The 26,805-nt window shown below is 61.9% G+C and carries 29 protein-coding genes and 1 tRNA gene; 19 read left to right on the forward strand and 11 right to left on the reverse strand.

Features of this window, described 5'->3' with window-relative positions; genetic code table 11:
- Positions 1-39: 39 nt before the first annotated feature.
- Both NKI85_RS22870 and hspQ read left to right on the forward strand, forming a co-directional pair.
- Positions 40-1,251, forward strand: coding sequence for a UbiH/UbiF family hydroxylase (locus NKI85_RS22870; protein WP_352778037.1), 1,212 nt, complete (start codon positions 40-42; stop codon positions 1,249-1,251).
- A 220-nt stretch (positions 1,252-1,471) separates the two neighbouring features.
- Positions 1,472-1,795, forward strand: coding sequence for a heat shock protein HspQ (gene hspQ / locus NKI85_RS22875; protein ID WP_352523741.1), 324 nt, complete (start codon positions 1,472-1,474; stop codon positions 1,793-1,795).
- Between the two features lie 122 nt (positions 1,796-1,917).
- Here the strand turns inward: hspQ and NKI85_RS22880 are convergent, their stop codons facing one another.
- Positions 1,918-2,547, reverse strand: coding sequence for an invasion associated locus B family protein (locus NKI85_RS22880; protein WP_352523739.1), 630 nt, complete (start codon positions 2,545-2,547; stop codon positions 1,918-1,920).
- Positions 2,548-2,776: 229 nt separating this feature from the next.
- On the opposite strand from NKI85_RS22880, the gene NKI85_RS22885 reads away from it, so the two are divergent.
- Together NKI85_RS22885 and NKI85_RS22890 are read left to right on the forward strand one after the other, a co-directional pair.
- Entirely contained in the window at positions 2,777-4,597 is a 1,821-nt protein-coding gene (locus tag NKI85_RS22885) for an extracellular solute-binding protein (RefSeq protein ID WP_352778040.1), read from the forward strand.
- 23 nt (positions 4,598-4,620) lie between these two features.
- Positions 4,621-5,298, forward strand: a complete 678-nt coding sequence (locus tag NKI85_RS22890) for a DsbA family oxidoreductase (protein ID WP_352523735.1) — start codon at positions 4,621-4,623, stop codon at positions 5,296-5,298.
- Positions 5,299-5,304: 6 nt separating this feature from the next.
- Here NKI85_RS22890 and NKI85_RS22895 read toward each other — a convergent pair whose 3' ends face one another.
- On the reverse strand, positions 5,305-5,739 hold the full coding sequence (locus NKI85_RS22895) for a hypothetical protein (RefSeq protein WP_352523733.1): 435 nt from the start codon (positions 5,737-5,739) through the stop codon (positions 5,305-5,307).
- 650 nt (positions 5,740-6,389) lie between these two features.
- Here NKI85_RS22895 and NKI85_RS22900 point away from each other — a divergent pair.
- Positions 6,390-8,279 (forward strand): ABC transporter ATP-binding protein/permease, encoded by a 1,890-nt coding sequence (locus NKI85_RS22900; RefSeq protein WP_352523731.1) that lies wholly within the window; start codon positions 6,390-6,392, stop codon positions 8,277-8,279.
- 279 nt (positions 8,280-8,558) lie between these two features.
- Entirely contained in the window at positions 8,559-9,923 is a 1,365-nt protein-coding gene (gene mgtE / locus NKI85_RS22905) for a magnesium transporter (RefSeq protein ID WP_352778042.1), read from the forward strand.
- Positions 9,924-9,980: 57 nt separating this feature from the next.
- Here mgtE and gor read toward each other — a convergent pair whose 3' ends face one another.
- From gor to rpiA, 3 genes are all read right to left on the reverse strand, one after another.
- On the reverse strand, positions 9,981-11,369 hold the full coding sequence (gene gor, locus NKI85_RS22910) for a glutathione-disulfide reductase (protein WP_352778044.1): 1,389 nt from the start codon (positions 11,367-11,369) through the stop codon (positions 9,981-9,983).
- A 117-nt stretch (positions 11,370-11,486) separates the two neighbouring features.
- Positions 11,487-12,065 (reverse strand): DUF2059 domain-containing protein, encoded by a 579-nt coding sequence (locus NKI85_RS22915; RefSeq protein ID WP_352523726.1) that lies wholly within the window; start codon positions 12,063-12,065, stop codon positions 11,487-11,489.
- A complete protein-coding gene (gene rpiA, locus NKI85_RS22920) occupies positions 12,052-12,783 on the reverse strand; it encodes a ribose-5-phosphate isomerase RpiA (RefSeq protein WP_352778045.1) in 732 nt (243 codons plus the stop codon). Before rpiA ends, NKI85_RS22915 begins: the two co-directional genes overlap by 14 nt.
- A 144-nt stretch (positions 12,784-12,927) precedes the next feature.
- Between rpiA and NKI85_RS22925 the strand changes: the two genes are divergently transcribed.
- The 4 genes from NKI85_RS22925 (at position 12,928) to NKI85_RS22940 (ending at position 14,761) form a co-directional block, all read left to right on the forward strand.
- The gene (locus NKI85_RS22925; protein ID WP_352523722.1) at positions 12,928-13,611 is read left to right on the forward strand and encodes a phosphoglycolate phosphatase; all 684 of its coding nucleotides are present in this window, start codon (positions 12,928-12,930) and stop codon (positions 13,609-13,611) included.
- A 103-nt stretch (positions 13,612-13,714) separates the two neighbouring features.
- Positions 13,715-13,789: transfer RNA gene (locus NKI85_RS22930), tRNA-Val, on the forward strand.
- Positions 13,790-13,917: 128 nt separating this feature from the next.
- Positions 13,918-14,169: a PepSY domain-containing protein gene (locus NKI85_RS22935; protein WP_352523721.1), complete on the forward strand. Its 252-nt coding sequence runs from the start codon at positions 13,918-13,920 to the stop codon at positions 14,167-14,169.
- 115 nt (positions 14,170-14,284) lie between these two features.
- Positions 14,285-14,761 (forward strand): hypothetical protein, encoded by a 477-nt coding sequence (locus NKI85_RS22940; protein ID WP_352523719.1) that lies wholly within the window; start codon positions 14,285-14,287, stop codon positions 14,759-14,761.
- Between the two features lie 9 nt (positions 14,762-14,770).
- Here the strand turns inward: NKI85_RS22940 and NKI85_RS22945 are convergent, their stop codons facing one another.
- Together NKI85_RS22945 and NKI85_RS22950 are read right to left on the reverse strand one after the other, a co-directional pair.
- Positions 14,771-16,663, reverse strand: coding sequence for a L,D-transpeptidase family protein (locus NKI85_RS22945; protein WP_352778048.1), 1,893 nt, complete (start codon positions 16,661-16,663; stop codon positions 14,771-14,773).
- Between the two features lie 226 nt (positions 16,664-16,889).
- A complete protein-coding gene (locus NKI85_RS22950; RefSeq protein WP_352778050.1) occupies positions 16,890-17,636 on the reverse strand; it encodes a 3-oxoacyl-ACP reductase family protein in 747 nt (248 codons plus the stop codon).
- Positions 17,637-17,734: 98 nt separating this feature from the next.
- Here NKI85_RS22950 and NKI85_RS22955 point away from each other — a divergent pair, with 98 nt between their 5' ends.
- Complete coding sequence (locus NKI85_RS22955) at positions 17,735-18,349, forward strand: TetR/AcrR family transcriptional regulator (RefSeq protein WP_352523714.1); 615 nt, start codon at positions 17,735-17,737, stop codon at positions 18,347-18,349.
- Positions 18,350-18,384: 35 nt separating this feature from the next.
- On the opposite strand, the gene NKI85_RS22960 is transcribed toward NKI85_RS22955, so the two are convergent.
- Complete coding sequence (locus NKI85_RS22960; protein ID WP_352778052.1) at positions 18,385-19,293, reverse strand: alpha/beta hydrolase; 909 nt, start codon at positions 19,291-19,293, stop codon at positions 18,385-18,387.
- 47 nt (positions 19,294-19,340) lie between these two features.
- Between NKI85_RS22960 and NKI85_RS22965 the strand changes: the two genes are divergently transcribed.
- The gene (locus NKI85_RS22965; protein WP_352778054.1) at positions 19,341-19,793 is read left to right on the forward strand and encodes a MarR family winged helix-turn-helix transcriptional regulator; all 453 of its coding nucleotides are present in this window, start codon (positions 19,341-19,343) and stop codon (positions 19,791-19,793) included.
- Positions 19,794-19,837: 44 nt separating this feature from the next.
- On the opposite strand, the gene NKI85_RS22970 is transcribed toward NKI85_RS22965, so the two are convergent.
- Positions 19,838-20,449, reverse strand: a complete 612-nt coding sequence (locus NKI85_RS22970) for a pyridoxamine 5'-phosphate oxidase family protein (RefSeq protein ID WP_352523708.1) — start codon at positions 20,447-20,449, stop codon at positions 19,838-19,840.
- A 159-nt stretch (positions 20,450-20,608) separates the two neighbouring features.
- On the opposite strand from NKI85_RS22970, the gene NKI85_RS22975 reads away from it, so the two are divergent.
- The gene (locus NKI85_RS22975) at positions 20,609-21,163 is read left to right on the forward strand and encodes a nuclear transport factor 2 family protein (RefSeq protein ID WP_352778056.1); all 555 of its coding nucleotides are present in this window, start codon (positions 20,609-20,611) and stop codon (positions 21,161-21,163) included.
- Here NKI85_RS22975 and NKI85_RS22980 read toward each other — a convergent pair.
- Complete coding sequence (locus tag NKI85_RS22980; RefSeq protein ID WP_352523705.1) at positions 21,063-21,416, reverse strand: gamma-butyrobetaine hydroxylase family protein; 354 nt, start codon at positions 21,414-21,416, stop codon at positions 21,063-21,065. The two genes, NKI85_RS22975 and NKI85_RS22980, sit on opposite strands and share 101 nt — an antisense overlap.
- 199 nt (positions 21,417-21,615) lie before the next feature.
- Between NKI85_RS22980 and moaA the strand changes: the two genes are divergently transcribed.
- Both moaA and NKI85_RS22990 read left to right on the forward strand, forming a co-directional pair.
- Entirely contained in the window at positions 21,616-22,611 is a 996-nt protein-coding gene (gene moaA, locus NKI85_RS22985; protein ID WP_352778058.1) for a GTP 3',8-cyclase MoaA, read from the forward strand.
- Positions 22,612-22,666: 55 nt separating this feature from the next.
- Positions 22,667-23,140, forward strand: coding sequence for a hypothetical protein (locus NKI85_RS22990; RefSeq protein WP_352778060.1), 474 nt, complete (start codon positions 22,667-22,669; stop codon positions 23,138-23,140).
- A 51-nt stretch (positions 23,141-23,191) separates the two neighbouring features.
- Here NKI85_RS22990 and NKI85_RS22995 read toward each other — a convergent pair whose 3' ends face one another.
- Positions 23,192-23,917, reverse strand: coding sequence for a hypothetical protein (locus tag NKI85_RS22995; RefSeq protein ID WP_352778062.1), 726 nt, complete (start codon positions 23,915-23,917; stop codon positions 23,192-23,194).
- 197 nt (positions 23,918-24,114) lie between these two features.
- Here NKI85_RS22995 and NKI85_RS23000 point away from each other — a divergent pair, with 197 nt between their 5' ends.
- The 4 genes from NKI85_RS23000 (at position 24,115) to mobB (ending at position 26,714) form a co-directional block, all read left to right on the forward strand.
- Positions 24,115-24,471 carry a hypothetical protein gene (locus NKI85_RS23000; protein ID WP_352523698.1) on the forward strand — a complete coding sequence of 119 codons (357 nt, stop codon included), beginning with the start codon at positions 24,115-24,117 and terminating at the stop codon, positions 24,469-24,471.
- Between the two features lie 122 nt (positions 24,472-24,593).
- Positions 24,594-25,514 (forward strand): DMT family transporter, encoded by a 921-nt coding sequence (locus tag NKI85_RS23005; protein ID WP_352778064.1) that lies wholly within the window; start codon positions 24,594-24,596, stop codon positions 25,512-25,514.
- 64 nt (positions 25,515-25,578) lie between these two features.
- The gene (mobA, locus tag NKI85_RS23010; protein WP_352778066.1) at positions 25,579-26,208 is read left to right on the forward strand and encodes a molybdenum cofactor guanylyltransferase MobA; all 630 of its coding nucleotides are present in this window, start codon (positions 25,579-25,581) and stop codon (positions 26,206-26,208) included.
- Positions 26,205-26,714 carry a molybdopterin-guanine dinucleotide biosynthesis protein B gene (mobB, locus tag NKI85_RS23015; protein WP_352778069.1) on the forward strand — a complete coding sequence of 170 codons (510 nt, stop codon included), beginning with the start codon at positions 26,205-26,207 and terminating at the stop codon, positions 26,712-26,714. The genes mobA and mobB overlap by 4 nt, the downstream gene beginning before the upstream one ends.
- Positions 26,715-26,805: the final 91 nt, after the last annotated feature.

Here is a 26,805-nt window from a genome sequence, read left to right on the forward strand (position 1 = left end):
AGGTCGGATAGGCCTCGCCTCGCAATCCGGAAGCCGAATTTGGACCATCGGGAAACAGCACGGATACTGGTTGCCGGCAGCGGCCCGGCGGGGCTGATCGCGGCGCTTGGCTTTGCCGACGCCGGCTTTCCCGTGACGCTGGTAGGGCCTGAGGCAGCCGGCCCCGATGGCCGGACGACAGCCTTGATGAACCCTGCCCTGAAGATGTTCGAGCGGCTCGGGGTCCTCGACCGCCTCAGGCCACACGCAGCGCCGCTCAAGGTGATGCGCATCGTCGATGCAACCAGCCGGCTGATCCGCAGCCCGACAGTGACCTTTCGCGCCAGCGAGATCGACGAGGAGCAATTCGGGCTGAACTTGCCCAACGGTGTCCTCAGCCGCACGCTAGCCGAGGCTGTTGGCGCACATTCGGGCATCGAGTGGCGAAAGTCGATGGTGGAGGCATGGCGCCTCGATGCCGACCATGCCCATGCCTTTCTCGCCGACGGCAGCGAGGTTGAGGCGTCGTTGGCAGTTGCCGCCGATGGCCGCCAGTCGCCGGCCCGCGAGGCAGCCGGTATCCGGACATCGGTCCGATCCTATCCGCAAGCGGCGCTGGTGCTCAATTTCGGTCACCGCAGCGACCACGCCTTTACCTCGACCGAATTCCACACCGAGACCGGTCCGTTCACACAGGTTCCCCTGCCCGGCAACCGGTCCAGCCTTGTCTGGGTGCTCGAACCGGATATCGCCAAGGACCTTGCAGCACTCGACGACGCCGAGCTTTCGACGCGGGTCGAACAGCGGATGCAATCGATGCTGGGCCGTGTGTCGGTGGAACCCGGGCGGCAGGTCTATCCGCTTTCAGCGGTGAGCCCATGGCGATTTGCACAGCACCGCGTGGCCCTTGTCGGCGAAGCCGCCCATGTGTTTCCGCCGATCGGCGCGCAAGGCCTCAATCTCGGCATCAGGGATATCGAAGACCTGATTGGAATCGTTCGGGAAAATTCCTCCGATCCAGGCGCCGCGAAGGCACTTGCCGCCTATGATTTCAAGCGGCGGCCGGACATTCTGGCGCGCAGCAGCGCGGTCAAGCTGCTCAACATGTCGTTGCTTTCCGACATGCTGCCGGCCCAGCTGGCGCGTAGCGCCGGTCTTGGCGTGCTTGAGGGGTTTGCGCCGCTGCGCGCGTTTTTCATGCGCGAGGGTCTTCGACCTGGCAGCGGTTTTGCAGCATTTTTTGGTGGATTGCGAAACCCGGCTGGGCGATAGCGATCTTGGGCACCGCCCTTGATCCGCGTGCTGCAAGCTCAACCCGGCATCATGCGCTTCGGGATTGAATTGACGCGGCGTCTGCGCCAAATAACGAAGATGTCGACCGCAAGGTCTAGGCCAATCTTTGTCGGCCCGATGCGTAAGAGTCTAAAGTCTTGGAGCGTTCCTTGCGTGTTCCAGGATGCGTGGCGTTCAGGAAGTTAAAGTGGTGAGTGCGATGAAGACAGCCAAATTCTCGATCGGACAGGTGGTTCGCCACCGGCTGTTTCCGTTCCGCGGCGTCATTTTCGACGTCGATCCGCAATTCGCCAATACCGACGAATGGTACGAGGCGATCCCCGCTGACGTGCGGCCGCGCAAGGACCAGCCTTTCTATCATCTGCTCGCCGAGAATTCGGAAACGGAATACATCGCCTATGTGTCCGAGCAGAATTTGCTTGAGGACCGGTCGGGCGAACCGGTCCGGCATCCGCAGATCGGTGAGATGTTCGATAAGAAGTCGGACGGGCGCTACGAGCCGAAGCACCAATCGAGACATTGAGTTAGCTGGGACTGGGCTGGGACTTGGCCGGCTTGACACATGGCTGGACCCGACAATCGGCCGGTTCAAACGAAAAAAGCGGGGCATGAACCCCGCTTTTTGTTGGTTTGAAAACCCGTCGATCAGTTGGCGGCCTTCGCCTTGTCCTGCTCTTCCTTGAGCTTCTTGGCAAAATCCTGATTGTTCTTGGCGACGAACTCCTGGAGCTTCTTCTGCCGGTCCTCGATGTCCGACTGCTGCAGCGGCGGGCCGTCGAAGGCGCCGCTGAAGCCGGTCAGCGCAATCTTGATCGGGTTCGGCTGGTTCTGGAAATTGACCGAGGTGAGCGTCAGCGCCGATCCCTTCTTGAAGGATGCGACGAGTTGGTCGGTCAGCGGCACTTCCGCCACGCAGCGGTCCGGGAAGCAGATCACATAGTCGAGCTTCTGCGCCTTGCCGGCGTCGATCTGGAGGCCGATGCCGGGAGGAACCAGACGGCCGGTCGGAACCGTCACCTGGAACACTTTGCGGTTCACCTTGCCCTTCAATTCGATCAGGCTGACTCCGGTGATGAGCTGGCCGTTGCCGGCAGTAGTGATGTTCTGGACGTTGCAGATGTCGACGTCTTCCTGCTTGGTGCAGGCCTTGAACCAGCCTTGCGGAATCTGCTGTTGCTGCTGCGCGGAAGCAGCGGGGAGCCCGGCGCCGAGAAAGCCGACCACACCAGCGGCCATGACCGACAGGCGGTACGCGTTGCTGTTCAGGCTCGTCATGTCGTGCATTCCTCTCAAATGATCCCGGAACCGGCTTTTCGCGCCGTGTGGTCCAGCTACCTGTTGCCGAAATGAGGCAACAGAATGACTTCGGACGGCGTGTTACACTGCAAGCGATGCCGAATCCAGCCCGGGCCTTGCGAATCTTAGCCGAGGGATTGGGTCAAGGGGTTGGCCGGTGCACGACCGGCTCATGTATGCTGCGCGTCGAATCGGGAAGGAGACGGTCATGGGCCGCGTTGTCGTTTGGCTGATCGCCACAATGTTGTTTGTCGGCCTTTCCCTGCAGTCGGCCCTGTCGGAACCGAAGCACGCGCTTGCCATGCAGGACGAGCCGGCGCTGCCGGCCGACTATGATCATTTCAACTACGTCAATCCCGGCGCGCCGAAAGGCGGCAGCATTACCTCTTGCGTCGTCGGCAGCTTCGACACTCTCAATCCGTTCATCCTGAGAAGTCTGCGCACCACCGCGCGCGGCATGATGGATCAAGCTTTTGGCAATCTTGTCTTCGAGCCGTTGATGCAGCGCAACTACGACGAGGCCTTCAGTCTCTACGGCCTGCTCGCCGATACCGCCGACATGGATCCCGAGCGCAAGAGCATCGAATTCCACCTCGATCCCAACGCCAAATGGTCGGACGGCGAGCCGGTGACGCCGGAAGACGTGTTGTTTACCTATGACGTCTTCACCGAGAAGGGCCGCCCACCTTACAGCCAGCGAATGAAAGCGATTGCCAAGCTCGAAAAGACCGGCGACCGCAGTGTGCGCTTCACCTTCAACGACAAGGCCGACCGCGAATTTCCTTTGATCATTGCGCTGACGCCGATCATCCCGAAACACGCCTTCAACAAGGACACCTTCGACAGGACGACGCTAAAGCCGGTGATCGGCAGCGGGCCTTACACGGTGGCGCAAGTCGTGCCCGGTCAGCGCATCGTGTTCAAGCGCAATCCGGACTATTGGGGCAAGGACGTGCCGTCCAAGCGCGGCTTCGACAATTACGACCAGATCACCATCGAATATTTCCTCAACGCCAACGCCAAGCAGGAAGCGTTCAAGAAAGGCATCTGCGCCATCGACGACGACAGCGACCCGGTCAAACGCGAGCGCGATCTCGATTTTCCGGCCTTCCACAGGGGCGAGGTCATCGCCGAAACTTTCGATACCGGCATTCCGCCGGTGGTCAACGGTTTCCTGTTCAACACGCGGCTGCCGAAATTTTCCAATCCGGTCGTGCGGCGCGCGCTCGGCATGCTCTACGATTTCGAATGGGCCAACAAGAATCTGTTCGGCGGCAAATACACGCGCACGATGAGCTTTTGGCAGAATTCCGAGCTGTCCGCGCTCGGCCACCCGGCCAGCGAAAAGGAAAAGGCCCTGCTGGCCCCCTACCCCGGCCGCGTGCCCGCAGATGTCATGGACGGCACCTACAGGCCGCCCGTTACCGACGGCTCCGGCCAGGACCGCAAGGTGCTGAAGGCGGCATTCGAGCTGCTGAAGAGTGCGGGCTATACGGTGCAGGACGGCGCGATGCTCGATCCCGAGGGAAAGCCGTTCGGTTTCGAGATCCTGACCGCCTCGCAGGACGAAGAGCGACTTGCCGCTATCTATCAGCGCACCCTTGAGAAGCTCGGCATCGATGTCGGCATCCGCAGCCTCGATGGTGACCAGATCCAGTCGCGCAAGCAGCGTTTCGATTTCGAGGTGCTGGTCGGCTCGACCGGTTTCAACAACTCGCTGTCGCCCGGTATCGAGCAAACCGGGCGCTGGGGATCCGCTGCCGCCAAGGCCGAAGGATCGTTCAACCTCGCCGGCGTCGCCGATCCGGCGGTGGATGGGGCGATCGAGGCGATGCTGAGAGCTCGTTCGAAGGAGGACTATGTCGCCGCCGTCCGCGTTCTCGACCGGCTGCTGATCTCCGGCAACTACATGGTGCCGACGCAGCACAACAACCAGCAATGGCTCGCTTATTGGAACTATCTGGAACACCCGCAAAAGACGCCCATATACGGTTATCAGTTGCCGACCTGGTGGCGCAAACCGAAGTGACCTCTTCAGAACAGGAGATCAAGATGAACGACGAGAACTCGATTACCGTCGATGTGGTCTCCGACGTCGTGTGCCCCTGGTGCTTTATCGGCCAGAAACGGCTCGACAAGGCGATTGCCGCCGTCGATATCGACGTTCACATACGTTGGCGGCCCTTCCAGCTCGACCCGACGATTCCGCCCGAAGGCAAGAACCGCCGCGACTACATGGTGGCGAAATTCGGCAGCGAGCAACGCATCCGCGAAATCCATGCCCGGATCGAGCCGTTGGGCGAGGCTGAAGGGATTTCCTTTGCCTTTGACGCCATCAAGGTCGCGCCCAATACGCTGGATGCGCACCGGCTCATTCGCTGGGCCGGGACGGCCGGCGAGGCCATTCAGAACCGGGTGGTGCGCCGGCTGTTCCAGCTGAATTTCGAGGAAGGCGCCAATCTCGGCGATCATGCCGTGCTGATCGAAGCCGCCCGCGAGGCCGGCATGGATGCGTCCGTGGTCGAAACGCTTCTGCCGACCGACGCCGATGTCGAGGCGGTGCGCACCGAAATCGCCACCGCTTCGCGCATGGGCATATCGGGTGTGCCGTGCTTTCTGCTTGAAGGCAAATATGCGGTGATGGGAGCCCAGGACGCCGATACGCTTGCCGATGCGCTCCGCCAGGTCGCCGCGGCCAAGGCACGCGGCGAACTGGAAACGGCGAACTGAGCCGGACTATTTCACCGTCACCTTGGCCTTGCTGACGAAAAAGCCATGGCCATGCTTGCCGGTGCAGGTCAATCCCTTGGTGGATGACTGGCAGAAAAACGGCCCCTTGCTCCAGCTATTGCCATAAGCCAGTTTGGCGACGTCGCCGCAGCAGCCTTGCTCGCCAGGATTCTTGATCAGCGTCGCCGGACCTTTCGGGCCGAGGATGATGGTGACGTAGCTGGGCTCGACGCGCGAACAGCTCAGTTCCGGTCCGCCATCCTGCGGCTCGTAGGTGCTGGTGCCGCCCTTCGGCGTGTAGATGCAGCCGATATTGCCGGACGGCGTGTTGAACTCGACCTGCCCTTCAGCACTTGCCGGGATGGCCTGGCTGCCGGCATGTGTTTGCGGCAGCCAGGTAAATGTTGCGAGCGTCGCGGCTAGTAGTATTCGTGCAAGCATAAAGGACTCCCCCCAGTTCAAACCCGAACGCACCCGGCAGGTTCGATCCGCAGCACATCATTGTCAAACTCAGTTTGTGCGCGCTCTAAATAAGCACGATCTAATAGTTCTGGTTCGCGTCATGGACTGTGCCGGCAAGGCTTGGCCGCGGCAAGGTATCGACAAGACGGTTCAACCCACGAATCACAGTCACTTTCTGGCCGCCGACGAGGTTGGACATGGTCGTAAAATGCACGCTGAAGGCAGAACAGTTCGCGTACCCAGGCCGGTTCAAGGTGTGAAGATCGGCCGCTGGCCACGCCCTTGTGTTCACAAAGCTGTGCGAACGGCTTCCCTGAGGGAAGGTGTTTAATTCACCCGCGCAGGCTGGCAATCCTTTGAAATTGCGCACGTAATCCGCCTCTCGACATGTGATGGCATGGCGCCGTGATCATTCATTCTGTTGCTCGACGGCAACGGCCGGCGAGCCAATCCACCTGCGGCTGGAGAAAAGCTAATGGAAAATGATCAATTGGTGTTACTGTGCGTAACAAAAGAAAAATCGTTTGGGCGGGATAGTGATTCGGGTCGATAGACCAACGCGACATTCAATATCGGAAAAATGGCTCCGCGGTGCCGCAAGGCCGTCGCCCCTGACGCCCGTATCGTCGATGCGCAGCTTCTGGGGACTGATGCGAGCCTACTGGTTCTCGGACCGGTGGATGGAAGCGTGGACGCTGACCCTGGTGATCGCGCTGCTCACCGCGCTCTCCAGCAAGTCAGGCGTTTGGTTTGCCGTAGCGTCCGGAGAGCTGGTCAACTCGATCGCCTTTTTCCACGATGCCGCAAACACCACCCCGCTTCAGACACTGCTGACCAATGCCGGGATACTTGTCCTTCTGGTCGTGCTCAAGGATGCGGGTTTTACCGGTATCCGCAGCCTGGTATCCGCAACGTTGCATCGCAAATGGCGCGGCTGGCTGGACAGCCAGTTCAACGAAGCCCTGCTTGACGCCAATCACACGCATTTCCACGCTCAGCATGGCTCGTCAGGCGCCGCCGCTCCCGACAATATCGACCAGCGCATCCAAGAATCGATCAAGGATATGACGGGCGGAGCCATCGGCCTCGCCATGGGGGTTCTGGCCGTTGCCACTTCATTGTATTTCGTCGGCCAGCAACTGCTTGCACACTCCGCAGAGGTCAAAGGGCTGGAATTCCTTGGCAGCTATGGCAGCGCCGTCCTCGCCTTTCTGGCGGTCGCCACCTACGTGCCGTTGAACACCTGGATCGCGGTCAAGCTGGGCAGGCTGCTGGAACGGCTCAACGTTAGAATGCAGCAGGCCGAAGGCAGCTATCGCGGCGAGCTGATCACGTTCCTGCGCCGCAGTTTTCACGTCGCCGCATCGCAGGGCGAGGATGTGCAGAAGACAGTGCACAGCCAGCGCTATGTCGACATTGACCGCACATGGGCGCGGCTGAACATCGTCAACACCGGCTACAATTCGTTCGAGCTGATCTACAATTTCATCGGTGCCCGCATCGTGGCCTACGGGCCAGGCCTTGTTCCCTTCATCCACAACGGTTTCGATCTCAAGGGCTACATAACCGGCTCCGAGATGGTCAACTCGCTGATCAGCCAATGTTCATGGTTCATACATGTTATGCCTGCCATAGCCGCGGTGCGAGCCAACAGCCAGCGCGTCACAGAACTCGCAAACGCCATCGAAAACGTCCAGCACCCGCAGGAATTCTACAGCCTGACCGGCCGCTCCGAGTTTCGCTACGACCGCCAGAACCCGGTGTTCGGCCTGACCATCCAGAAGCTCGAGCTGGCGCATCAGGGCGAGGACGCATCACCGTTCCTGAGCGCCGCGAATTTGCGCTTCCGGCGCGGCGAGTGGACGTTCCTGAAGGGCGAATCAGGTTGCGGCAAGACCTCGCTGATCAAGGCGATCAACGGCCTGTGGCCCTATGGCCGCGGCACCATTGTCTTCCCGGAAGGGGTCAAGAGTTTCTACGCCGCCCAGGAAGTCAAGCTGCAGCAGGTCTCGCTGAAGCAACTGGTCTGCCTGCCCGGTTCCGAGCATGATTACGCCGACCTGCAGGTCGCATCCGCCCTGCACAAGGCCGGCCTCGGCGATTTCATCGAGCATTTGGCCGATGAGAGCCGTGAAGGAAAGATCTGGGATCAGGTTCTCTCGGGTGGGCAGAAACAGAAGCTGGTTGTCGCCCGCATCGTGCTGCAGCAGCCGGGATTGCTGTTCCTCGATGAAGCCACCGGCGCGCTCGACCCCGATGGAAAGATCGCCTTCCATCAGGCGATCAAGGACAATTGCCCCGACGCAACCGTGATCTCGATCATGCACGAGGCGGCGCCGCCGAGATCGCTCGCGGGCACCGAATTCTACCACAGCGTGGTTGCCATCGCCGACGGCGTCGCCACCAAGAAGCCGCTGGTTCCGAGCTTGCCGGTCGAGCTCACCACCATCCTCACGCAGCCAACGCGGCCGGCCGAGGACAAATGGCTGCGCTTTCCCCGCCGGCTGAAGCAGAGATAGCCGCGGCGCCACTGTCGTTGCCGGCATCCCCAGGCCAGCCTGCCACGTAGCCCGATCACAGTCTCGCGATCCAGCCGGTCTGCTGCTGTTTTCAGCTGCTCTTGCGATTGACTCGGCAAGGCGCGCTCCTATGTTCCGCCGGCTTGCAGAATCTCACCCGAACCCGCGAGCAGAAAGGTCACCGCGCCATGCTTGGCGACAGTCACAGTCGAACGCAACCGCCGTCCGCTTGACGTGACCTGACCGGCTCACGTCCTGCCGGACGGCAAAGAGTGAGCCATGAACGAATTTTCCCCTGTCGCGGGCGGCGATGCCATCGCCATCGCCCGCGTGCTTGCCAACGAACACGTCGCCGACATCGTCGAGGCCCTGAACCGGGAGCCCCGCGAGACGGCATCGGAGCTGCTCTGCGAAGTGCCGTTCGAGCGGCTGGTCGAGATCTTCGACCAGCCTGAACTCGACGGCGCATCCGAACTCGTCGAGGCGCTACCCCGCATCAAGGCAGGCAGACTGCTTGCCGCCATGTCGGTCGACCGCGCCGCCGACATACTGCGCGATCTGAACGAACCGGCTCGTTCCGAATTACTCGGCGGCCTCGCGCCGCCGTTGCGCGCGACGCTGCTTGCCATTCTCGGCTACCCCGAGGGCAGCGCCGCCTCGCTCATGACGACCGAATATGTCAGCGTGCCCTCGGACTGGAGCGTGGCCCGCACGCTGGATTACATCCGCAAGGTGGAGCGGACGCGCGAAACCGTCTACGCGATCTACATCGTCGATCCGCAAACGCATGTCCTGTTGCGCTCGACCAGCCTGCGCCGTCTGATCGCAGGTGAGCCCGACGAGTTGATCATGGCAATCGCGCCGGATCGCGCACCTGTCACCGTTTCGCCGCTGACCGACAGCGGGAAGGTCGCCCAACTGATCTCCAAATATGATTTGCTCGCCGTTCCGGTCGTGGACAACGGCAAACTCCTCGGCATCGTCACCATCGACGATATCATCGACACGATGATCGAAGAAACGACGGAGGACGTGCATCGTTTCGGCGGCATGGAAGCTCTGGACGAGCCCTACATGAAGATGAGCTTTCCGGCGATGATCCAGAAGCGCGCCGGTTGGCTATGCGCGCTGTTCGTCAGTGAGATGCTGACCGCCAATGCGATGCAGAGCTACGAGGGCGAGCTGGAAAAGGCGATCGTGCTGACCCTGTTCATTCCATTGATCATGAGCTCCGGCGGCAATTCCGGTTCGCAGGCGACCTCGCTCGTCATCCGGGCGCTGGCGCTGCGCGAGATCGGCCTTGGCGACTGGTGGCGGGTGGCCCTGCGCGAGCTGCCCACCGGCCTGGTGCTTGGCTCGATCCTTGGCGTAGTCGGCGTCTGCCGCATCGCGCTCTGGCAGTATCTCGGCTTCTACGACTACGGCCCGCACTGGCCGCTGATCGCCATGACGATCGGCGCCACGCCAGTCGGCATCGTCACCTTCGGCTCGCTGTCGGGATCGATGCTGCCGTTCGCCCTGAAGCGCATCGGCTTCGACCCGGCCAGCGCGTCGGCTCCGTTCGTCGCCACGCTGGTCGATGTCGCCGGGCTGGTGATTTATTTTTCGGTGGCGTTGGTGATCCTGCGCGGAACGCTGCTGTAAAAAAACTCACGCGCTTCCATCGCGGCAATCTCGTTGCCGCGATGGGTTCTTGTCGCGTCAGACGCGCTCACCATCTCTCACCCGGTAAGTCGGCTTGTACATGGTGACGAGTTCTTCCGCCGCGGTCGGATGCACCGCCATGGTACGATCGAAATCATCCTTGGTCAGCCCGGCCTTCAGCGGTATGCCGAGAAGCTGCGCCATTTCGCCGGCATCCGGCCCGAGGATATGGGCGCCGAGGACTCTTTTCGAGGCGCTGTCGACGACCAGCTTCATCAGCATCTTTTCGTCGCGGCCGGAAAGCGTATGCCGCATCGGCCGGAAGGTGGCGCGGTAGATTTCGAGATCCGAAAAGCGTTTTGCCGCCTCATCCTCCGACAGGCCGACCGTGCCGATCTCGGGCTGCGAAAAGACCGCGGTAGCGATCGTGTCGTGGTCGGGCGCCGTCGGATTGTCCTTGAAGGCGGTCTCGACGAAGCACATCGCCTCGTGGATTGCCACCGGCGTCAATTGCACGCGGTGGGTGACGTCACCGATCGCCCAGATGTTGTCGATATTGGTGCGGGAGTATTCGTTGACGTGGATTGCCCCGGTCTTGGTCATCTCGATGCCGACGCCCTCCAGGCCCATGTTCTCGGTGTTGGGAATGCGGCCGATGGCGAGCATGACCTGGTCGACCGTCAGCATGGTGCCGCCGGTGACAAGCGCGTCGAGCCGGCCGTCGGGCCGCTTCCTAACCCACTCAGACACCGCGTGGCAGAGGATTTTTATCCCCTTCTTTTCCATCGTTTCGTGCAGCATGCGTCTGAGGTCCATGTCGAAGCGGCTGAGGATCTCCTTGCCGCGGTAGACCAGCGTGGTGTCGACGCCAAGGCCATGAAAGATGTTGGCGAATTCGACCGCGATATAGCCGCCGCCCTCGATCATGATCGCCTTCGGCAGTTCCTTGAGGTCGAAGGCTTCGTTGGAGAAGATGCAGTGCTCATGGCCGGGCAATGCGGGATGCGGTGCCGGGCGCCCGCCGGTAGCGATCAGGATCTGGTCGGCGGTAACGGTGCGATCCTCACCGAGAAGATGCACCACATGCGGATCGACCAGCACGGCGCGCGAGTGAAAGACTTCGCCGCCGGCGCCCTGCACATTGTTCTGGTAGATGGCCTCCAGCCGGCTGATTTCGCGGTCCTTGTTGGCGACCAGCGTCGGCCAGTCGAAACGCGCCTCAGGCACCGTCCAGCCATAGCCGGCGGCGTCGGCGAAATGCTCGGGGAATTGCGAGGCGTAGACATAGAGCTTTTTCGGCACGCAGCCGCGGATCACGCAGGTGCCGCCATAGCGGTATTCCTCGGCGATGCCGACCCGCTTGCCGAGTGCTGCCGCGACGCGCGCCGCCCTCACCCCGCCGGAGCCGCCGCCGATGACGAAAAGATCGTAGTCGTAACCGGCCATGGCTGAGCTCCTGCCCCTCAAACAACGAGACAGGTAGGCTGCCAGCCACCAAAAGAAAAGCCCGGACTCACCGGGCTTTCTGGTCTAGTGGCGGTCAGGCCGCTCGGAAGTCCGCGATCAATTCGGTGTGGCGTCCGCGGGAGCTGCGCCATCGGCCGGAGCGGTACCGTCGGCAGGTGCAGCCGGCGCCTTGGCATTCGCCGCTGCACCCAGGGTCTCGCCGACCTGCTGGGCGAGATCGCGAGCCAGGCCGTTCTGCCAGATTTCGGCAGCCTTCACCAGCTCGCGCGTCACGATCGGGCCGTTGTCGAGCAGCTTCTTGCCGGCATCGGAATTGTAGAAGGCGGCGATTTCAGTGAGTTCCTTTTCCGAGAAGACTTTTGCATAGGCGAGCGCTGCTTCCTTTTCCAGGTCGGCGCGGCGCGATGCCAAGCCCATTGCCTTCTCGTTGATGGTCTTGGCGATCAGTTCCTGCATGTCCGGGTTCTTCTGGATCAGCTGCTGCTCGAGCGCCGCCGCCGCTTGCGGCAGGATGTTGTCGAACGTATCCGTCGCATGGATCGCCGCGACCGCGGCGCGCGCCGCCTTCAGATGGGCGTCGGTGACGTCCTGCGAGAATGCCGGCGACGAAAACGCGAAAACGGCCGAGGCCGCCAGAATGGCAAAAAAGCGGCCAACCCGGTTATGCAACATCATGATCGGTAAAACTCCCTGGTTTTCGGGCGACATGGACGGTTTGGATGCCGTCGCCGCCGGCTATGATGGCCGTTGATGCCAGCCCGATGAAAAGACCATGCTCAACCACGCCCGGAATGGCGTGGAGAGCATTCGAAAGCGCTCTTGTATCCGGAATGCGGCCAAAAGATGCATCGAGGATAAAATGGCCGCCGTCTGTAACAAATGGCTGGCTCCCCGTCATCCTCAATGTAACAGGGCCGGAAAGGCCAAGGTTTGCAGCCGTCGCGCCAACCGCAATTTCGGTGGCGCGCAGGCCAAACCGGTTGACTTCGATGGGCAGCGGAAAACGGCCGATCATCTCGACCATCTTGGAGCTGTCGGCGATGACGATCATGCGGGCGGAGGCCGCCGCGACGATCTTTTCGCGCAGCAGCGCGCCGCCGCCGCCCTTGACCAACGTCAGAGCCGGATCGATCTCGTCGGCGCCGTCGATGGTGAGGTCGAGCTCCGGCGTTTCCTCGAGCGTCGACAGCGGCACACCAAGCTCGGTGCAAAGGACGGCGGTGCGCTCCGAGGTCGGCACGCCGATGACAGTCAGGCCGGTGGCGACCTTGTCGGCGAGCAGCCGCACGAACTCATCCGCTGTCGTGCCGGTGCCGATGCCGAGCCGCATGCCATCCGTGACATGGGCAAGCGCTGCCCGCGCGGCCTCAACCTTCAATTGCCTCGCATCCATGCCGGGTCCCGCGATTTGTTCCGGCGCTCGTAGCATTTTTGCCGGGCTGGTCAAAGGACCTTGCCCGCGGTGGATAAGCCGGCTTGCCTGAACGGGCCGCAGCAGTTATCGCCTGCCGGCAATCAAATCGTCACAGGACAGGCCATGACCCGACCGATCATCGTGTTCGACCTCGACGGGACGCTGATCGACACGGCGCCGGACCTGCTCGACAGTCTCAACCACAGCCTTGCCGCCAGTCAGCTCGCGGCCGTCGACGAAGCTGGCTTCAAGCGCTTCGTCGGCCATGGCGGCCGGGTGATGATCGAGCGCGCCCACGCAGCGCAGCACAGGTCGCTGGCAGTGGAGGAGCACGACCGCCTGCTAAAGCTGTTTCTGGACCATTACACCGTTAACATCCCCGGCAAATCGCGCCCCTACCCCGGCGTCCCCGAGGCGATCGCACGGTTCGAGGCGGCCGGTTACCTGCTGGCCATCTGCACCAATAAATACGAGGCCAATTCGGTGGCGCTGATCGAGGCACTCGGCATGACCAGGCATTTCGCGGCGATCTGCGGCCAGGACAGTTTTCCGTTCCGCAAGCCAGACCCGCGCCATCTCACTCTGACCATCGCGCGCGCCGGCGGCGACCCGCATCGCGCACTGATGGTCGGTGATTCGCAGACCGACATCGACACGGCAAAGGCCGCCGGGATTCCGGTGGTGGCAGTCGATTTCGGCTACACCGACCGTCATGTGCGAGAGTTCGAACCGTCGGCGGTGATCTCGCATTTCGATTCGCTGACGCTCGATCTGGTACAAAGGCTGATGGCCGCGGCAGAAGACTGAAGCCGGCCCATGGTCCAGACCGCCAGATGCCGACCGACAAGTGGTTGACTTCGCAGGCCGGCCTCCCTTATATCGCGGCGCGCTTGGCCTTCGGGCAACGAGCGGGCGATTAGCTCAGCGGGAGAGCACACCCTTCACACGGGTGGGGTCGCAGGTTCAATCCCTGCATCGCCCACCATTCTCACTCCCCGCTATTTCTCTGTCTGACCGCAATACAGCGCATCGCCGCGATAGGGCGCCATTCCAGACCCTGGAACAAACCTGCCTGGAAACGAGTTTCTGCTCATCGAAATGTGAGGGAAAGCCATGTCCAGACTTGTTTTGGCGGCCGCCGTGCTGCTTGTCGGCGGATCGGCCTTTGCCGCGGACGAAAATCCGGTGCCGCCACAGAATGCCAAGAAGCTGTCGGAAATCATCGCCAAGGTCGAGCAGCGCGACGATTTCCGCTACATCAAGGAGGTCGATTGGGACAGCGGCGCCTACACCGTCATCTATTACACGAACGACAAGGCGAAGGTCGAAATCACCTACGATCCGGTGACAGCCCAGCCGGAATAGTGCTGTCCGCCAACGGTCCGCACCGAAGCACGGCGCCTTGAGCGCCGGCTTTCCACATCCTCTTGCGCCAAGGCATCTTTGATGGCTGACTGCGCTTCTGTCATGGGGGATAGGCATGGCGACAGTAAAGCACGTATCGAAACGCGTTCTGATGATGCTCGCGGGTTATTTCATTGCGGTATTGGTCGGGCTGATCGCGGTGGCGGCGATCTATGGCGGGCTGATCTCGCTGCCGAATGCGCCGAATTATTTCGACGTCATGGGCGTCACACCCGTCGCGGTGCTGCTGTTGCCGCCGCTCGGCATGTTTATCTATTTTCTGACAATCGTGCTGACCGCCCTGCAGACGCTGATCTTCGCGCTAATTGCCGAGTTTTTCTCGCTGCGCAGTTTTTGGCTGCATATGATCTTCGGCGCCGCGGCTGCGGTGGCCGGTTTCGCCCTGATCTGGCCCAGTGTACCTGATGACACGAACCCGGAGCGCTGGGCCGATATCTGCATCATTGCCGCGGCAGGCGTTGTCGCCGGCCTAGTGTATTGGCTGATCGCCGGACGCGAAGCCGGCTTCCGTCGCCCGCTCTTTCAGCGCTAGAACCTTCTCTCAGCTAGCCGGCGAACGCACTGCTTCCGTGCTGTCGAGCGCCTGCTGCAGCCGTGTGTCACGGCCGTAGACGTCGTTGAAATATTCGACGTTGCCGGACAGGTCCGGCCATGCGGTGAAATAGGCGACATAGACCGGGATCTTGCGTGTCACGTCCTCGGTCGAATGTCCGTGCTTCAGTCGGTCCTCGATGTAGTCGACCGAGGTGCCGAGCACGGCAGCCGCCATGCCGCGCGGATCCTGCAAGCGCACGCAGCCATGGCTGAGCGCGCGCATGTCGCGCTGGAAAAACGACTTCTGCGGCGTGTCGTGCATATAGATTGCGTGCTTGTTGGGGAACAATATCTTCAGCTCCCCCAGCGCATTGGCCTCGCTCGGCAGCTGGCGCACGCCGTAGGGTATCTTTGCGCCGTAGGCACCCCAATTGACCGAGGAGGAGGGAATGCGCTTGCCGCGCGCATTCACCACCTCATAGCCGGCGCGGTCGAGATAGCCCGGATCCCGGCGCAGCCGCGGCAGCATCTCGTTGACCAGGATCGACTGCGGCACGCCCCAATAGGGATGGAAGTCGACCTGCTCGATCTGATCATAGAAGAAAGCAGTCTGGTTGGTGGGCCTGCCTACGACGGCACGGGTCTTCAGCTTCTCCTCGCCATCGTCGATATAACTCGCGGTGAAAGCCGGCTGGTTGATGAAGACGCGCGGGCTGCCGAGGTCGGAAGGCAGCCAGCGCAACTCTTCGAGCGCAACCCGAACCTTCTGAATCTTGTCGGCTTTGGACGTTCCAGCCAACGATGCAACCGTACGCGGCCCGATGACACCGTCGCCTTTCATGCCGGCCCGTTTCTGCACCGCCTTGATCACCGGCACCAGCTCCGGATCGTAGACCTCGCTGGTGGCGAGCCTTGCCAGCACCTCGCCATAGGCGCCGCCCATCTCGTCATCGAGATTGCGCGCGATCTTTGTCAAAAGCTTCGGCAGCTCGGGGCTGGTCTGCCCCGGCTTCAACAGCAGATTGGGATCGACGACAACTTCATTTTCGGCGCTGGCCTGGAGCGCTTCCAGTTCGACCCGCAGCGCCTGATACTCGGCATTCTGTGGATGCCGCGATTCGAGGTAGGTGCGCACTTGCTGGGTATGGGCCAGCGTCTTCAACACCCCTTCCATGTCGAGCGGCTTCGGCGGAAAATCATAGTAGCCGGTCATGCGGTTGGGATCGACGCGGCCGCTTTGTGCGTCACGGGCGTAGCGCAGAACGCGCGCCGACAGCGCCATCTCGAAGCGGACCAGCTCTTTCAGGCGTTCATCGGCATTGCCCGATGTGCTTGCTGCCGGAACTTCGACGGTGTAGTCGGCGGGCGTCAGGCCGTAGCTCGCGGCCTCGCCCAGCACCCGCACGGCATCCTGGGCGCGGCTGTTGGGACTGGTTCCCGTCACCCATATGAAATCCGGATTGGCTGAGTAATAGGCGATCAGCGCCTTGGCGATGTCCTTCTCGGCGTAGAGGTCATAGCCGTCGAGCCCGGCAATGGCTTCGCGGAATGCAGCCCCGGTGGCCGCCGGCTCAAACGCGGCATCCTGCGGCGTTGCCGGTTCAGGCGCTGCCGCCAGCGCCGAAAAATCGACGCGCACCAGCGGATCGCTCTTGTAGGTGTAATAGGACGGGCTGCTGATTTGCGCCGCACCACCACCGCTACCGGCCGGCACCTTTGGCTTCGGTTTGTACTTTGACGGTGGCGGCGGAAAATCACCTTTCGGCCGCCCGTGCTTGACGCTGCCGCCGAAAAGCATGTCGAAGAACCCTTGCGCTTCAGCCTGCGGCGCACCGAAGGCCAGCATTGCCGCGGCCATCGCAAATGGCAGCACGGTTGCTTTGTTTCCAAGGAGTTTCATGGATCACCCGCTCCGGTTGAACCGGATCCCGTTCCGCACCACTTCGACGGTCTCGCCCACCGCATGGCGGATGTAAGGCGTGACTATACTGATTCATACCGATTTCGTTAAGCTTCCATGAATTTCGGAACGTCTGTTGCAGAACAGTTTCACAACGTCGTAGGGCCGAAGCGGTTGCACTTCCGCTTCGGCCCCATGAAACGACGAAGAACGCGCGGCGCAGGCGTCAGGCGTTGGCGCCACCATCGATGGTGAGTGCCGCGCCGGTCACGAAGCGCCCTTCGGGGCCGGCAAGCCACGCAACCATGCCGGCGATCTCGTCGGCCGTGCCGAAGCGAGGCATCGCCATCTTCTGGCGCTGATGCTCGGCGTGCGGGCCGACCGCCGGATTCATGTCGGTATCGGTCGACCCCGGATGGACGACATTGGCGGTGATGCCGCGCGGACCGAGATCGCGTGCAAAGGCCTTGGTCAGGCCAACCAAGGCAGCCTTGCTGGCCGAATAGGCGCTCAGGCCAGCATCGGTAGCACGCTCGGCCAGATTGCTGCCGATCGAGATGATCCGGCCACCCTCGCCCATATGCGCTGCTGCCGCCTTGGCGGCGACGAACGGGGCTCTGAGGTTGACCTCCATCGTCTCATCGAAGTCGGCAAGCGACAGGGCATCGATCGGCGCAGCGCGCCAGATGCCGGCGCTGTTGACGAGGATGTCGAGCCGTCCGAAGGCTTTTACTGCCTCATTGACTGCCGCCTCGATCGCGGCAGCATCGCGATTGTCGGCCTTGATGGCAAAGGCCCGACCGCCGGCCGCCTCGATTTCCCCGACCACCGCAAGCGCCCTTTCCTCGCCATTCACATAGGTGATCGCCACGTCGGCGCCGTCGGCCGCGAGCCTTCGTGCGATCGCCGCGCCGATACCGCGGCTGCCGCCGGTGACCAGGGCGGCCTTGCCGTTCAAACTCCTGGATGACATTTGCTTCTCCGTTTTGTAGTGATTGATACATAAATATCTGCCAGCCTTGCTGAACCACGTCAACTGAATTATGTATCGATCAACACAGAAAGAATGCCATGCCGGAACGAGGCCGTCCCCGCACCTTCGATCGAACCGCCGCCTTGCGGCGTGCAATGGAAGTGTTTTGGGCCAAGGGTTATGAGGGCGCGTCGATAAGCGACCTGACCGCTGCAATGGGCATCAACTCACCCAGCCTCTATGCCGCCTTCGGCAGCAAGGAAGCGCTGTTCCTCGAGGCAACCGAGTTTTACACGCGGGTCGAGGGAACCGAGATCTGGTCCGCGCTGGAAAAGGCGCCGACGGCGCGCCAGGCGGTCGAGCGATTCCTGCGCCAGACGGCCAAGGCCTATTCGCAGACCGGTCGTCCGCAAGGCTGCCTGATCGCGCTCGGCGCTTTGCACCAGGATTCAAGCCGCGGCGCCATCTGCGATGATCTGCGCCGTCGCCGCGCCGAAAACCGCGAAGCCTTGCTGAGACGGCTCGAGCGTGGCGTGCTCGAGGGAGAATTGCCGGTCGATTTCGACTTCCGCACGGCCGCGACCTTCTACGCGACTGTGCAGCACGGCATGTCGATCCAGGCGCGCGACGGTGCGTCGCGTGCAGCTCTTCTGGCGACCGTGGCCGGGGCAATGGCGGCTTGGAAGGCGATGGCCGGAACCGGGGCGGCGTGACGGTCGAACCCGGCAGACAAGAACAGATATTCAGGTCACTGCAGAGACGGCTCCCGCCGCCCTGCAACGAAGCCAACGGCGCGCTCCACCACACCCTTGTCGGCGAGAATGCGGCGGTGGCCGAGCCCGTCGGCCCAGTGAAGCCGCACATGCTCACCGGCGTGCGCGTAGAGCATTGCATGATCGGCGGACACTTCGCGGTCGTCCGGCGCGTGGATCACCAGCGTCGGCAGCGGCGTGCTTGCGAGCTGGCGGTCACCGGTGAATTCGTGCAGCGGCCGGCCGGCGATGCGCTCGACCCGGTCGGCCATGGCGACCTGCGAGCGCGAGCCGACATTCAGCATGCGGCTGAAATCAGCAAAGATCGCAGGCAAGGAGCTCGGCGCGGCGATAAGCACCAGCCGCCCGGCCGCCAGTGGCGGGATGTTTCTGATCGAACCGGCGACGGCATTGGCGGCGACGGCACCACCAAAGGAATGGCCGACGATGGCGGTAAACGGGCCGAACCATTCGCCGGCAACCCGTGCCGCATCGACCGCACTGACCAGGGTAAGCCGGCGGCCCTGCGACTGGCCGTGGCCCGGCAGATCGAGCGAGACCACCTTGTAGCCGGCATCGCGATAGGCTTCGATCAGCGTGCGCATGTATTCGGTGCGCGAACGCCAGCCGTGGATGACGAGCACGGTGCCGGCAGCCGCCCTGCCCGGCTCGGGCCGGAATTCATGCACCATGACGCAGTCGGTTCTGGTCTTCAGCCGATGATGGCGCGCTTCGGTCATGAAATCGGCGGCGCGATCGATTGCGCGGCGCTCGCCTTCGCTCAGGCTCTTCTCGTGCGGCGTGCGGCAGAACAGCTCGAATGCGGCGCGCCCGGTGAGTCGCGGCGCCACAGGCTCGGCCACGCCGAACGTGCCGCGGATGACCTTCAGTCCAAATGATGCCATAGTGGCGATCCATCCATTGGTTCAAGCATGAACATAATAGTTCAAACATGAACATTAAGCAAGACCTGCCCTGGGATAACCCGCGTTTTCGCAACTGGGTCGCGGTGGCGCGCGCCTGCCACGTGCTGGAACGCACCCTGGCGGTGAAGCTCGCGCCGCTCGACTTGAAGCCGGCGCAGCTCGATGTGCTGATGAACCTTTACCGCCATCCCGGCATGTCGCAGCACGATCTCGCCCGCCGCCTGCTGGTCGGCCGCTCCAATGTCACCATGCTTTTGCCGCAACTGGAGACCCGCGGCCTGCTGCGCCGCGAAGGCGACGAGAAGGACAAGCGCGTGCTGCGACTGACGCTGACCGGGGCCGGCGAGGCATTGCTGATGCAAGCGCTGAAGGTCCATATGGCGCTGATCGAGAAGGCGATGAGCCAGTCGACGCCGGAACAATGCGACATGATCGGCGAACAGATGCGTAGAGTTGCCGAGGTGTTGAAGACGGCCTGACGGCCCAGTGCTTCACCACCAAATTCCCTTACCACCAAATTCCTTCACCACATCGATTTTTTCGCGCGCTCCGGCCATTCCTTGTCGTAGACCTCGCCGTCGATGTTCTTGCGGCTGGTGATCTCGAGGATCTGTCCGGGGGTCGGCAGCGATCTCGGGTCGACATGCCTTGCCGGATTCCACAGTTCCGACCGGTGGATGGCGCGGGCGCATTGGAAATAAACCGCATCGATCTCGACGACCGCCACCGAGCGCGCCGGCTTGCCCTCGACTGCGAACGAGGCGCAGAGTTCGGGATCTATGGTGATGCGGGCGCGGCCATTGACGCGCAGCGTCGTGCCGGAACCCGGTACCAGGAACAGAAGCGCGACGCGCGGATCGCGAAGGATGTTCCTCAGCGAATCGGCACGGTTGTTGCCGCGCCGGTCCGGCATCATCAGCGTTTTCGGATCGTGGATGCGGACGAAGCCGGCGAGATCGCCGCGCGGCGAGCAGTCCAGCCCTTCCGGCCCGCAGGTTGCGAGCGCAGCAAACGGCGAAGCTTCGATGAAGGCGGCGTATTCGGGAATCAGCTGGTCGAGTTCCTTGACCACCGACGCCTCGCCGGGCAGGCCATAGAGCGCTTCGAGCTGTTCGACGCTGGTGATCATAGACATGTTTTCGTCTCCAAACCTTTGCCGGCGCTACTCCAGATGCATGACGTTTTCACGACACGATGCCCGTTTGTCGTCATCAGGAAACGGGTGTCGAGGGAACGCGAACAAGAGCAAACCGCTTACCTGCACGATCGTGCTGACGGATACGGAGAACCGAAAATGGATAAACCGCTCGACCGGCGACGCACCGCCATGGGACTTATTGAAAACATGTTCAATGTTGAAATGCGTTTCCTGCAATCAGGGTCGGAGAGCCTCGATATGCTTGCCAGCGCATTCCATGCCGAGATTGTCGTGCATGAGCCGCAGTCCCTGCCCTATGCCGGTGACTGGAACGGCCTCGACGGCATTGGCGCCCTTTTCCGCAAGATGCGGGAAATCTGGAGCGACGTGGCGGTGGAGGACCTTCAGACCGCCCAAAACGATGACATGGTGTTCATGAGTTGCACGCTTTCGCTGACATCGCGGGCCAATGGTGCAACCATCAAACAGCCGTTTGCCGAAGTCTTGCGCTTCAAGGATGACCGGCTGATCGAAGGCACGCCGTTTTATCACGACACCGGCGAGAGATACTGGCGATCCTGCGTTGACCGGAAGCGTCCGCGGGAACCATTCAACGATCGCGGCTCAGCCCCTTCTCTTCCAGCTCGGCGAGATAGGCGGCCCAGCGTGCGTCCTTCTCATGACCCAGCGTATGCAGGTAATTCCAGGTGAAGATGCCGGTGTCGTGGAAATCGTCGAAGGTGATGCGCACGGCATAATTGCCGACCGGCTCGATCTTCAGGATCGTGACGTTGCGCTTGCCGGGAACGGTGACGCGCTGTTCGGGCGAATGGCCCTGCACCTCGGCCGATGGCGAAGCGACGCGCAGAAGCTCGGCCGGCAATTCGAACGGCTGATGGCCCGGAAAGGTCACAGAAAGCAGCTTGCGGTCCTTCGAGACCCTGAGTTCCTTTGGCGCTGTCATGGTGGTGGATCCTGCGGAGAACCGTCCTTCCCTACGCCGCTTCGCGTCGAGGGAAAAGGCCGCATGGAAACTTCCGACATGATCTGTCGGCTGGGGAATGTTGCCGAAGATTGCGAGCTTCTATCTTGAATGGCAAGTTGGCTCGTATCACATAGCCATATATAACGAAGCCGTTCACGGCCACGGGAAGCGCATAAGCATGGATATGATCGATCCTTTCGGTCGCACGATCACCTACCTGCGCGTGTCGGTCACCGACCGCTGCGATTTTCGCTGCACCTATTGCATGGCAGAGGACATGACCTTCCTGCCAAAGAAGGACCTGCTGTCGCTGGAAGAGCTCGACCGGCTTTGCACGGTCTTCATCGAAAAGGGCGTGCGCAAGCTCCGCCTCACCGGTGGTGAGCCGCTGGTGCGCAAGAACATCATGCAACTGGTGCGCCAGCTTTCCCGGCATCTCGAGAGCGGTGCGCTGGAAGAGCTGACGCTGACCACCAACGGATCGCAGCTTTCGCGCTTTGCCGCCGAGCTCGCCGACTGCGGCGTCAAGCGCATTAACGTTTCGCTCGATATCCTCGATGCCGACAAATTCCGCCAGATCACCCGATGGGGCAATCTGGACAAGGTCATGGACGGCATCGACGCCGCGCAGGCGGCGGGGCTGAAGGTAAAACTCAACGCGGTGGCCTTGAAGGATTTCAATGACGCCGAATTGCCGGAAATGCTGCGCTGGGCGCATGGCCGTGGCATGGATCTGACGGTCATCGAAACCATGCCGATGGGCGAGATCGATGCCGATCGCACCGACCAGTATTTGCCGCTGTCGCTACTGCGTGCAGCACTCGAGCGCCAGTTCACGCTGAGCGATATTCCCTACAAGACCGGTGGCCCGGCCCGCTACGTCCATGTCGCCGAGACCGGCGGGCGACTGGGCTTCATCACGCCGATGACGCATAATTTCTGCGAAAGCTGCAACCGGGTCCGGCTGACCTGTACCGGCACCCTTTACATGTGCCTCGGCCAGGAAGACGCCGCCGACCTGCGCGCGCCGCTGCGTGCGTCCGAAGGCAACGAGCTGGTCGCCGACGCCATCGACGAGGCAATCGGCCGCAAGCCGAAAGGCCACGACTTCATCATCGACCGCCGCACCAACCGCCCGTCGGTATCGCGGCACATGAGCGTCACCGGCGGCTGATTTTTCGCCGATTTCGTGCAAGATCGCCCTCGGTCATCGACTAACGTGGCATCGCATGAAGCTTTTTTTCTCTATCCTGGCGTCTTTGATGGCTGTTGCGGTGACGGAAGTAGTTGCCGCGCCATTCACCTATACGAACGCACGCTTCGGTACTGTCTGCACCTTTCCGGATGAAATCTTCACTCTTCGCCAGCCTGAGCCGGACAATGGCGATGGACAACGGTGGCTCACTGCCGATGGCGCCAGCCTGATCTGTTCAGGCATCCTCAATATCGATGATGACACCCCGAAAGCTTTCGTCTCCGCCGAGCAGGCCAGCAGGGAACCGGGCTACAAGATCACCTACAGCAAGACCGGCAAGGACTGGGCGGTACTGTCGGGCATCAAAGGCGGGAACATCTTCTACGAACGCCGCCTGTTCGGAAAAGATGGTGTCATCCGCACGGTCTGGATCGACTATCCGCCAGCCCTGAAATCGAAATACGACCCGCTCGTCGGTGCCATCGCCGGCAGCCTCAGGGGACCGTGAGCATCCGGCCCCGTCTCGACGTGTTCGCAGCCTATTGTTTTTGCTGATGAATTACGGCTGACGCGTGTAATTGTACTGCACGGCGAGCCATTTCTTGCCGCTACCATTGGCCTGGAGGAAGTGCTGCTCGGCCACCTCGTGGTTGTCGCCATCCCTGGAAATGATGAAATCGGAGGCCGTGAACCGCCCTTCGACCTCGGGCCCGAACCCGACGAAACCAAGCGGCTCGAACAGCAGTGAAATCTTGCCGTCCTGCTCACCACCAAAACTCCAGGCGGGCATGATCCCCGCCGGGAAACGCGTGTCCATGGAAACATATTTCCAGCGGCCCTCCACCCGGTCATAGGTCAAATAAGCTATCCGCTGGAAGTCTGGGATTTTCGAGCCAGGCCCCGGACGCATCACCTCTTGCATGAAGGGGCCGATCATCGTGCGCTCGGCCACCAGCCCGGTCATCACGATCGGCTGGGCGCCGGGCGTTGGCCAGATCGTGTTGACGACGTTCCATTTACCGACGCGGCGAGAGAGCTCATCCGCTTCGGGACCCGGCGTGGACATCCGTTCGACTGCCGACGCCGAAGCGCCGTTCTCGGCGAATGCAGGTGCAGTCGCCATGAGGATAACCGCCAGCGCAGAAGAGCATCGGAATAGCGACGAAACATGCCGCCTGCTGCCCGCGCCAAGCCTGCCTGCATTGCCTCGTGCATTCATCATGGACCACCTCCCAGATAAGATCAGAAGCCTACAATGACTAATTTGGTGAATCTTGCCGAGCAAATTTGATCTCGTCGAAAAATTTCCTGGAGCCGCAGCGTGATCGATTTGCCCTCCAAAGCCGCCCTTTTAAAACGGCACCTTTCGGCGGCACACCCAGAAAAAGTCTTGTCCGCAAACGGTTGCCGGATTTACCGCGCGCCTGTTCAGGCCTAGCCTCTGTTCTGGAGCGGTTCTTCGCTCAAGTGGGGGAATACGACATGCGCAAACTCATTCTTTCTCTCGCATTGCTCAGCCTCGCGGCTCTGCCCGCGGCGGCCCAGTCGATCGGCGGCACCTATGCCGTTGCCGGCACCAACTTCGATGGATCGTCCTATGGCGGCGACGCAACCATCACGCTGACCAGCGAGACGACCTGCACGATCCATTGGGAGACAGGCGGCTCGTCCTCGGACGGCATCTGCATGCGCAACGACGATGCCTTCTCCGCCGGCTATGTCATGGGCAAGGCGGTTGGCCTTGTCGTCTACAAGGTGCAGGAAGACGGTTCGCTGCAGGGCCTGTGGACGATTGCCGGCAAGGAAGGCAACGGCACCGAGGTACTGACGCCCAAATAAGCCCTGCCGCTCTTGCGAGGGGGACGTCACGGGCCACAGAAAGGCTGTGGCCCAGCCCTTTGACATTGCTGTTTTGCGGGTGCCTGCTAGACGCTTGCTGCAGGACTCACCCGGTAATCGCCTTGCCTCTTTCGCCAAACCTGCGCGGCGCGTTGTTCATGATGGTGGCCATGATTGGTTTCACCCTCAACGACGCGATCACCAAATTCTCGTCGGAATCGATGAACATGGCGCAGGTCATGCTGATCCGCGGCGCCTTCGCTTCGCTTTTCGTTGGCCTGCTTGCGTGGCAACGAGGCGCGCTTGCCCGGCCAAGCTCGATGCTGCAGCCGACAGTTGCGCTGCGCGTCGTCAGCGAGGCCGGCGCCACGGTGTCGTTCCTGGTTGCTCTGGCACATCTTCCGATCGCCAATGTCTCCGCCGTGTTGCAGGCCCTGCCGCTGGCGGTGACGATGGGTGCCGCACTCATGTTCAACGAGGGCGTCGGCTGGCGGCGCTGGCTGGCCATTGCCGTCGGTTTTGCCGGCGTGCTGATCATCGTGCGGCCGGGCTTCGAAGGGTTCAGCGTGTTTTCTCTGCTGGCGCTGGCCAGCGTCGCATGCTGCGCGGTGCGCGACCTCGCCACCAAGCGGATCCCGCAGGCAATTCCGACGTTGCTGGTGTCGACCGCCACCGCTCTTGCCATGACGGTTCTGGGCGCGGCACTGCTTCCGCCGATGGGCGGTTGGACGCCCATGACGGGGAAAAGCACGGCGTTCCTGGCGCTGGCGGCGGTGCTCGTGCTCATCGGCTACCAGTTCATCATCATGGCCATGCGGGTGGGCGATATCTCCTTCATCGCGCCGTTCCGCTACACTGCCCTGCTCTGGTCAATCCTGCTTGGCTTCACAATCTTCGGGGATATCCCCGATCTGCCGATGATCCTCGGTGCCACGATCATCATCGCCTCAGGCCTCTATGCACTCTACCGCGAACGGATCGTCGGCCAGCGAAAGACAGCCGCCGAAAGCGCTGGACCGGACATGGCGCCGGACGGCATATAGGCGACCGTGGACGACCGTCTGATTTGAAAACTTGATTTTGGTCATTGGGTCTAGGCAGCAAATGATGGGCCGACCTATCGCAGGGATCATTCTAGCCGGCGGCCGGTCGAGCCGGATGGGCGGCGGCGACAAGACGCTGCTTGCGCTTAGCGACGGCACCCTGCTCGATCGTGTCGTTTCGCGCCTTGGCCCGCAGGTCGGACCGCTGGCGCTCAGCGCCAATGGCGATCCGGCACGGTTTGCCGCCACGGGGCTTCCCGTGCTTGCCGACACCGTCGAGGGTTTTGCCGGGCCGCTTGCCGGGATCCTGACCGGCCTCGAATGGGCTTCCAACACGACTTGCCAGGCGCTGGTCACGGCTGCCGGCGACACGCCTTTCCTGCCCACGGATATGGTCGAGCGGCTGCTCGCGGCAGCCGATGAACGCTCCGGCTCGATCGCGGTCGCCTGTTCCGGCGGCAAACGGCATCCGACGTTTGCGCTCTGGCCGCTGGGGCTCGACCAGGCCTTGCGACAATTTCTCGTAGAGGAAGACAACCGGCGCGTTTCGGCGTTCATCGACCGGCACGGTTTTGTCGAGGTGGAATTTCCCATCCTGAAATCCGGCGGGTCCGAGATCGACCCGTTCTTCAACATCAACACTCCCGACGACCTTGCCCAGGCCGCCCATCTGTTGCAGAGCATCGAGCCATGAACAGACGTATCTTCGGCATCACCGGCTGGAAGAACTCCGGCAAGACGACATTGACCGAAAAGCTGGTAGCCGAACTCGTTCGGCGCGGCTGGAAAGTGTCGACGGTAAAACACGCCCATCATGATTTCGACATCGACAAACCTGGAGCGGACAGCTTTCGCCACCGGCAGGCGGGAGCGATGGAGGTCGCGATCGTGTCGGGCAGGCGCTGGGCACTGATGCACGAATTGCGCGGCGAGGACGAGCCGACGCTGGACGCGATTCTGTCACGGCTGGCACCCTCCGACATCGTGCTGGCAGAGGGTTACAAGCGCGAGGCGCACAAGAAAATCGAGACGCGACGGCTTGAGGCCAAGGACCGGACACCGCTCTCGGCAACCGATCCACACATCGTCGCCATCGCCTCCGACTTCGCCGTTGTGGGCGAAGACCTGCCGGTCTTCGATCTCGACGACACGAATTCGATAGCCGACTTCATCGAACGCGCCACCGACCTGACGCGCTGAGAATACGGCCGAAGACAGCTTCCGGTCACTTTTTTCCCCATTCAGGCGTCTGACCCTGCGTCACTGTTTTCTGAACGCGACCTTCCCTCAA

This window comes from Mesorhizobium sp. M0571 (assembly GCF_040320985.1).
Classification (GTDB): domain Bacteria; phylum Pseudomonadota; class Alphaproteobacteria; order Rhizobiales; family Rhizobiaceae; genus Mesorhizobium.

Bases quoted from the DNA above. Each gene is read 5' to 3' on its own strand.
- NKI85_RS22950 (WP_352778050.1), bottom strand. From the start codon at position 17,636: ATGTCATCCAGGAGTTTGAACGGCAAGGCCGCCCTGGTCACCGGCGGC.
- mobB (WP_352778069.1), top strand. From the start codon at position 26,205: ATGAACAGACGTATCTTCGGCATCACCGGCTGGAAGAACTCCGGCAAG.
- NKI85_RS22965 (WP_352778054.1), top strand. From the start codon at position 19,341: ATGAACATTAAGCAAGACCTGCCCTGGGATAACCCGCGTTTTCGCAAC.
- rpiA (WP_352778045.1), bottom strand. From the start codon at position 12,783: ATGGATGCGAGGCAATTGAAGGTTGAGGCCGCGCGGGCAGCGCTTGCC.
- NKI85_RS22980 (WP_352523705.1), bottom strand. From the start codon at position 21,416: ATGACAGCGCCAAAGGAACTCAGGGTCTCGAAGGACCGCAAGCTGCTT.
- mgtE (WP_352778042.1), top strand. From the start codon at position 8,559: ATGAACGAATTTTCCCCTGTCGCGGGCGGCGATGCCATCGCCATCGCC.
- mobA (WP_352778066.1), top strand. From the start codon at position 25,579: ATGGGCCGACCTATCGCAGGGATCATTCTAGCCGGCGGCCGGTCGAGC.
- NKI85_RS22925 (WP_352523722.1), top strand. From the start codon at position 12,928: ATGACCCGACCGATCATCGTGTTCGACCTCGACGGGACGCTGATCGAC.
- NKI85_RS22885 (WP_352778040.1), top strand. From the start codon at position 2,777: ATGGGCCGCGTTGTCGTTTGGCTGATCGCCACAATGTTGTTTGTCGGC.
- gor (WP_352778044.1), bottom strand. From the start codon at position 11,369: ATGGCCGGTTACGACTACGATCTTTTCGTCATCGGCGGCGGCTCCGGC.
- NKI85_RS23000 (WP_352523698.1), top strand. From the start codon at position 24,115: ATGCGCAAACTCATTCTTTCTCTCGCATTGCTCAGCCTCGCGGCTCTG.
- NKI85_RS22915 (WP_352523726.1), bottom strand. From the start codon at position 12,065: ATGATGTTGCATAACCGGGTTGGCCGCTTTTTTGCCATTCTGGCGGCC.
- NKI85_RS22990 (WP_352778060.1), top strand. From the start codon at position 22,667: ATGAAGCTTTTTTTCTCTATCCTGGCGTCTTTGATGGCTGTTGCGGTG.
- NKI85_RS22960 (WP_352778052.1), bottom strand. From the start codon at position 19,293: ATGGCATCATTTGGACTGAAGGTCATCCGCGGCACGTTCGGCGTGGCC.
- hspQ (WP_352523741.1), top strand. From the start codon at position 1,472: ATGAAGACAGCCAAATTCTCGATCGGACAGGTGGTTCGCCACCGGCTG.
- NKI85_RS22940 (WP_352523719.1), top strand. From the start codon at position 14,285: ATGGCGACAGTAAAGCACGTATCGAAACGCGTTCTGATGATGCTCGCG.
- NKI85_RS22975 (WP_352778056.1), top strand. From the start codon at position 20,609: ATGGATAAACCGCTCGACCGGCGACGCACCGCCATGGGACTTATTGAA.
- NKI85_RS22970 (WP_352523708.1), bottom strand. From the start codon at position 20,449: ATGTCTATGATCACCAGCGTCGAACAGCTCGAAGCGCTCTATGGCCTG.
- NKI85_RS22945 (WP_352778048.1), bottom strand. From the start codon at position 16,663: ATGAAACTCCTTGGAAACAAAGCAACCGTGCTGCCATTTGCGATGGCC.
- NKI85_RS22955 (WP_352523714.1), top strand. From the start codon at position 17,735: ATGCCGGAACGAGGCCGTCCCCGCACCTTCGATCGAACCGCCGCCTTG.
- NKI85_RS22880 (WP_352523739.1), bottom strand. From the start codon at position 2,547: ATGACGAGCCTGAACAGCAACGCGTACCGCCTGTCGGTCATGGCCGCT.
- NKI85_RS22900 (WP_352523731.1), top strand. From the start codon at position 6,390: ATGCGCAGCTTCTGGGGACTGATGCGAGCCTACTGGTTCTCGGACCGG.
- NKI85_RS22890 (WP_352523735.1), top strand. From the start codon at position 4,621: ATGAACGACGAGAACTCGATTACCGTCGATGTGGTCTCCGACGTCGTG.
- NKI85_RS22935 (WP_352523721.1), top strand. From the start codon at position 13,918: ATGTCCAGACTTGTTTTGGCGGCCGCCGTGCTGCTTGTCGGCGGATCG.
- moaA (WP_352778058.1), top strand. From the start codon at position 21,616: ATGGATATGATCGATCCTTTCGGTCGCACGATCACCTACCTGCGCGTG.
- NKI85_RS22895 (WP_352523733.1), bottom strand. From the start codon at position 5,739: ATGCTTGCACGAATACTACTAGCCGCGACGCTCGCAACATTTACCTGG.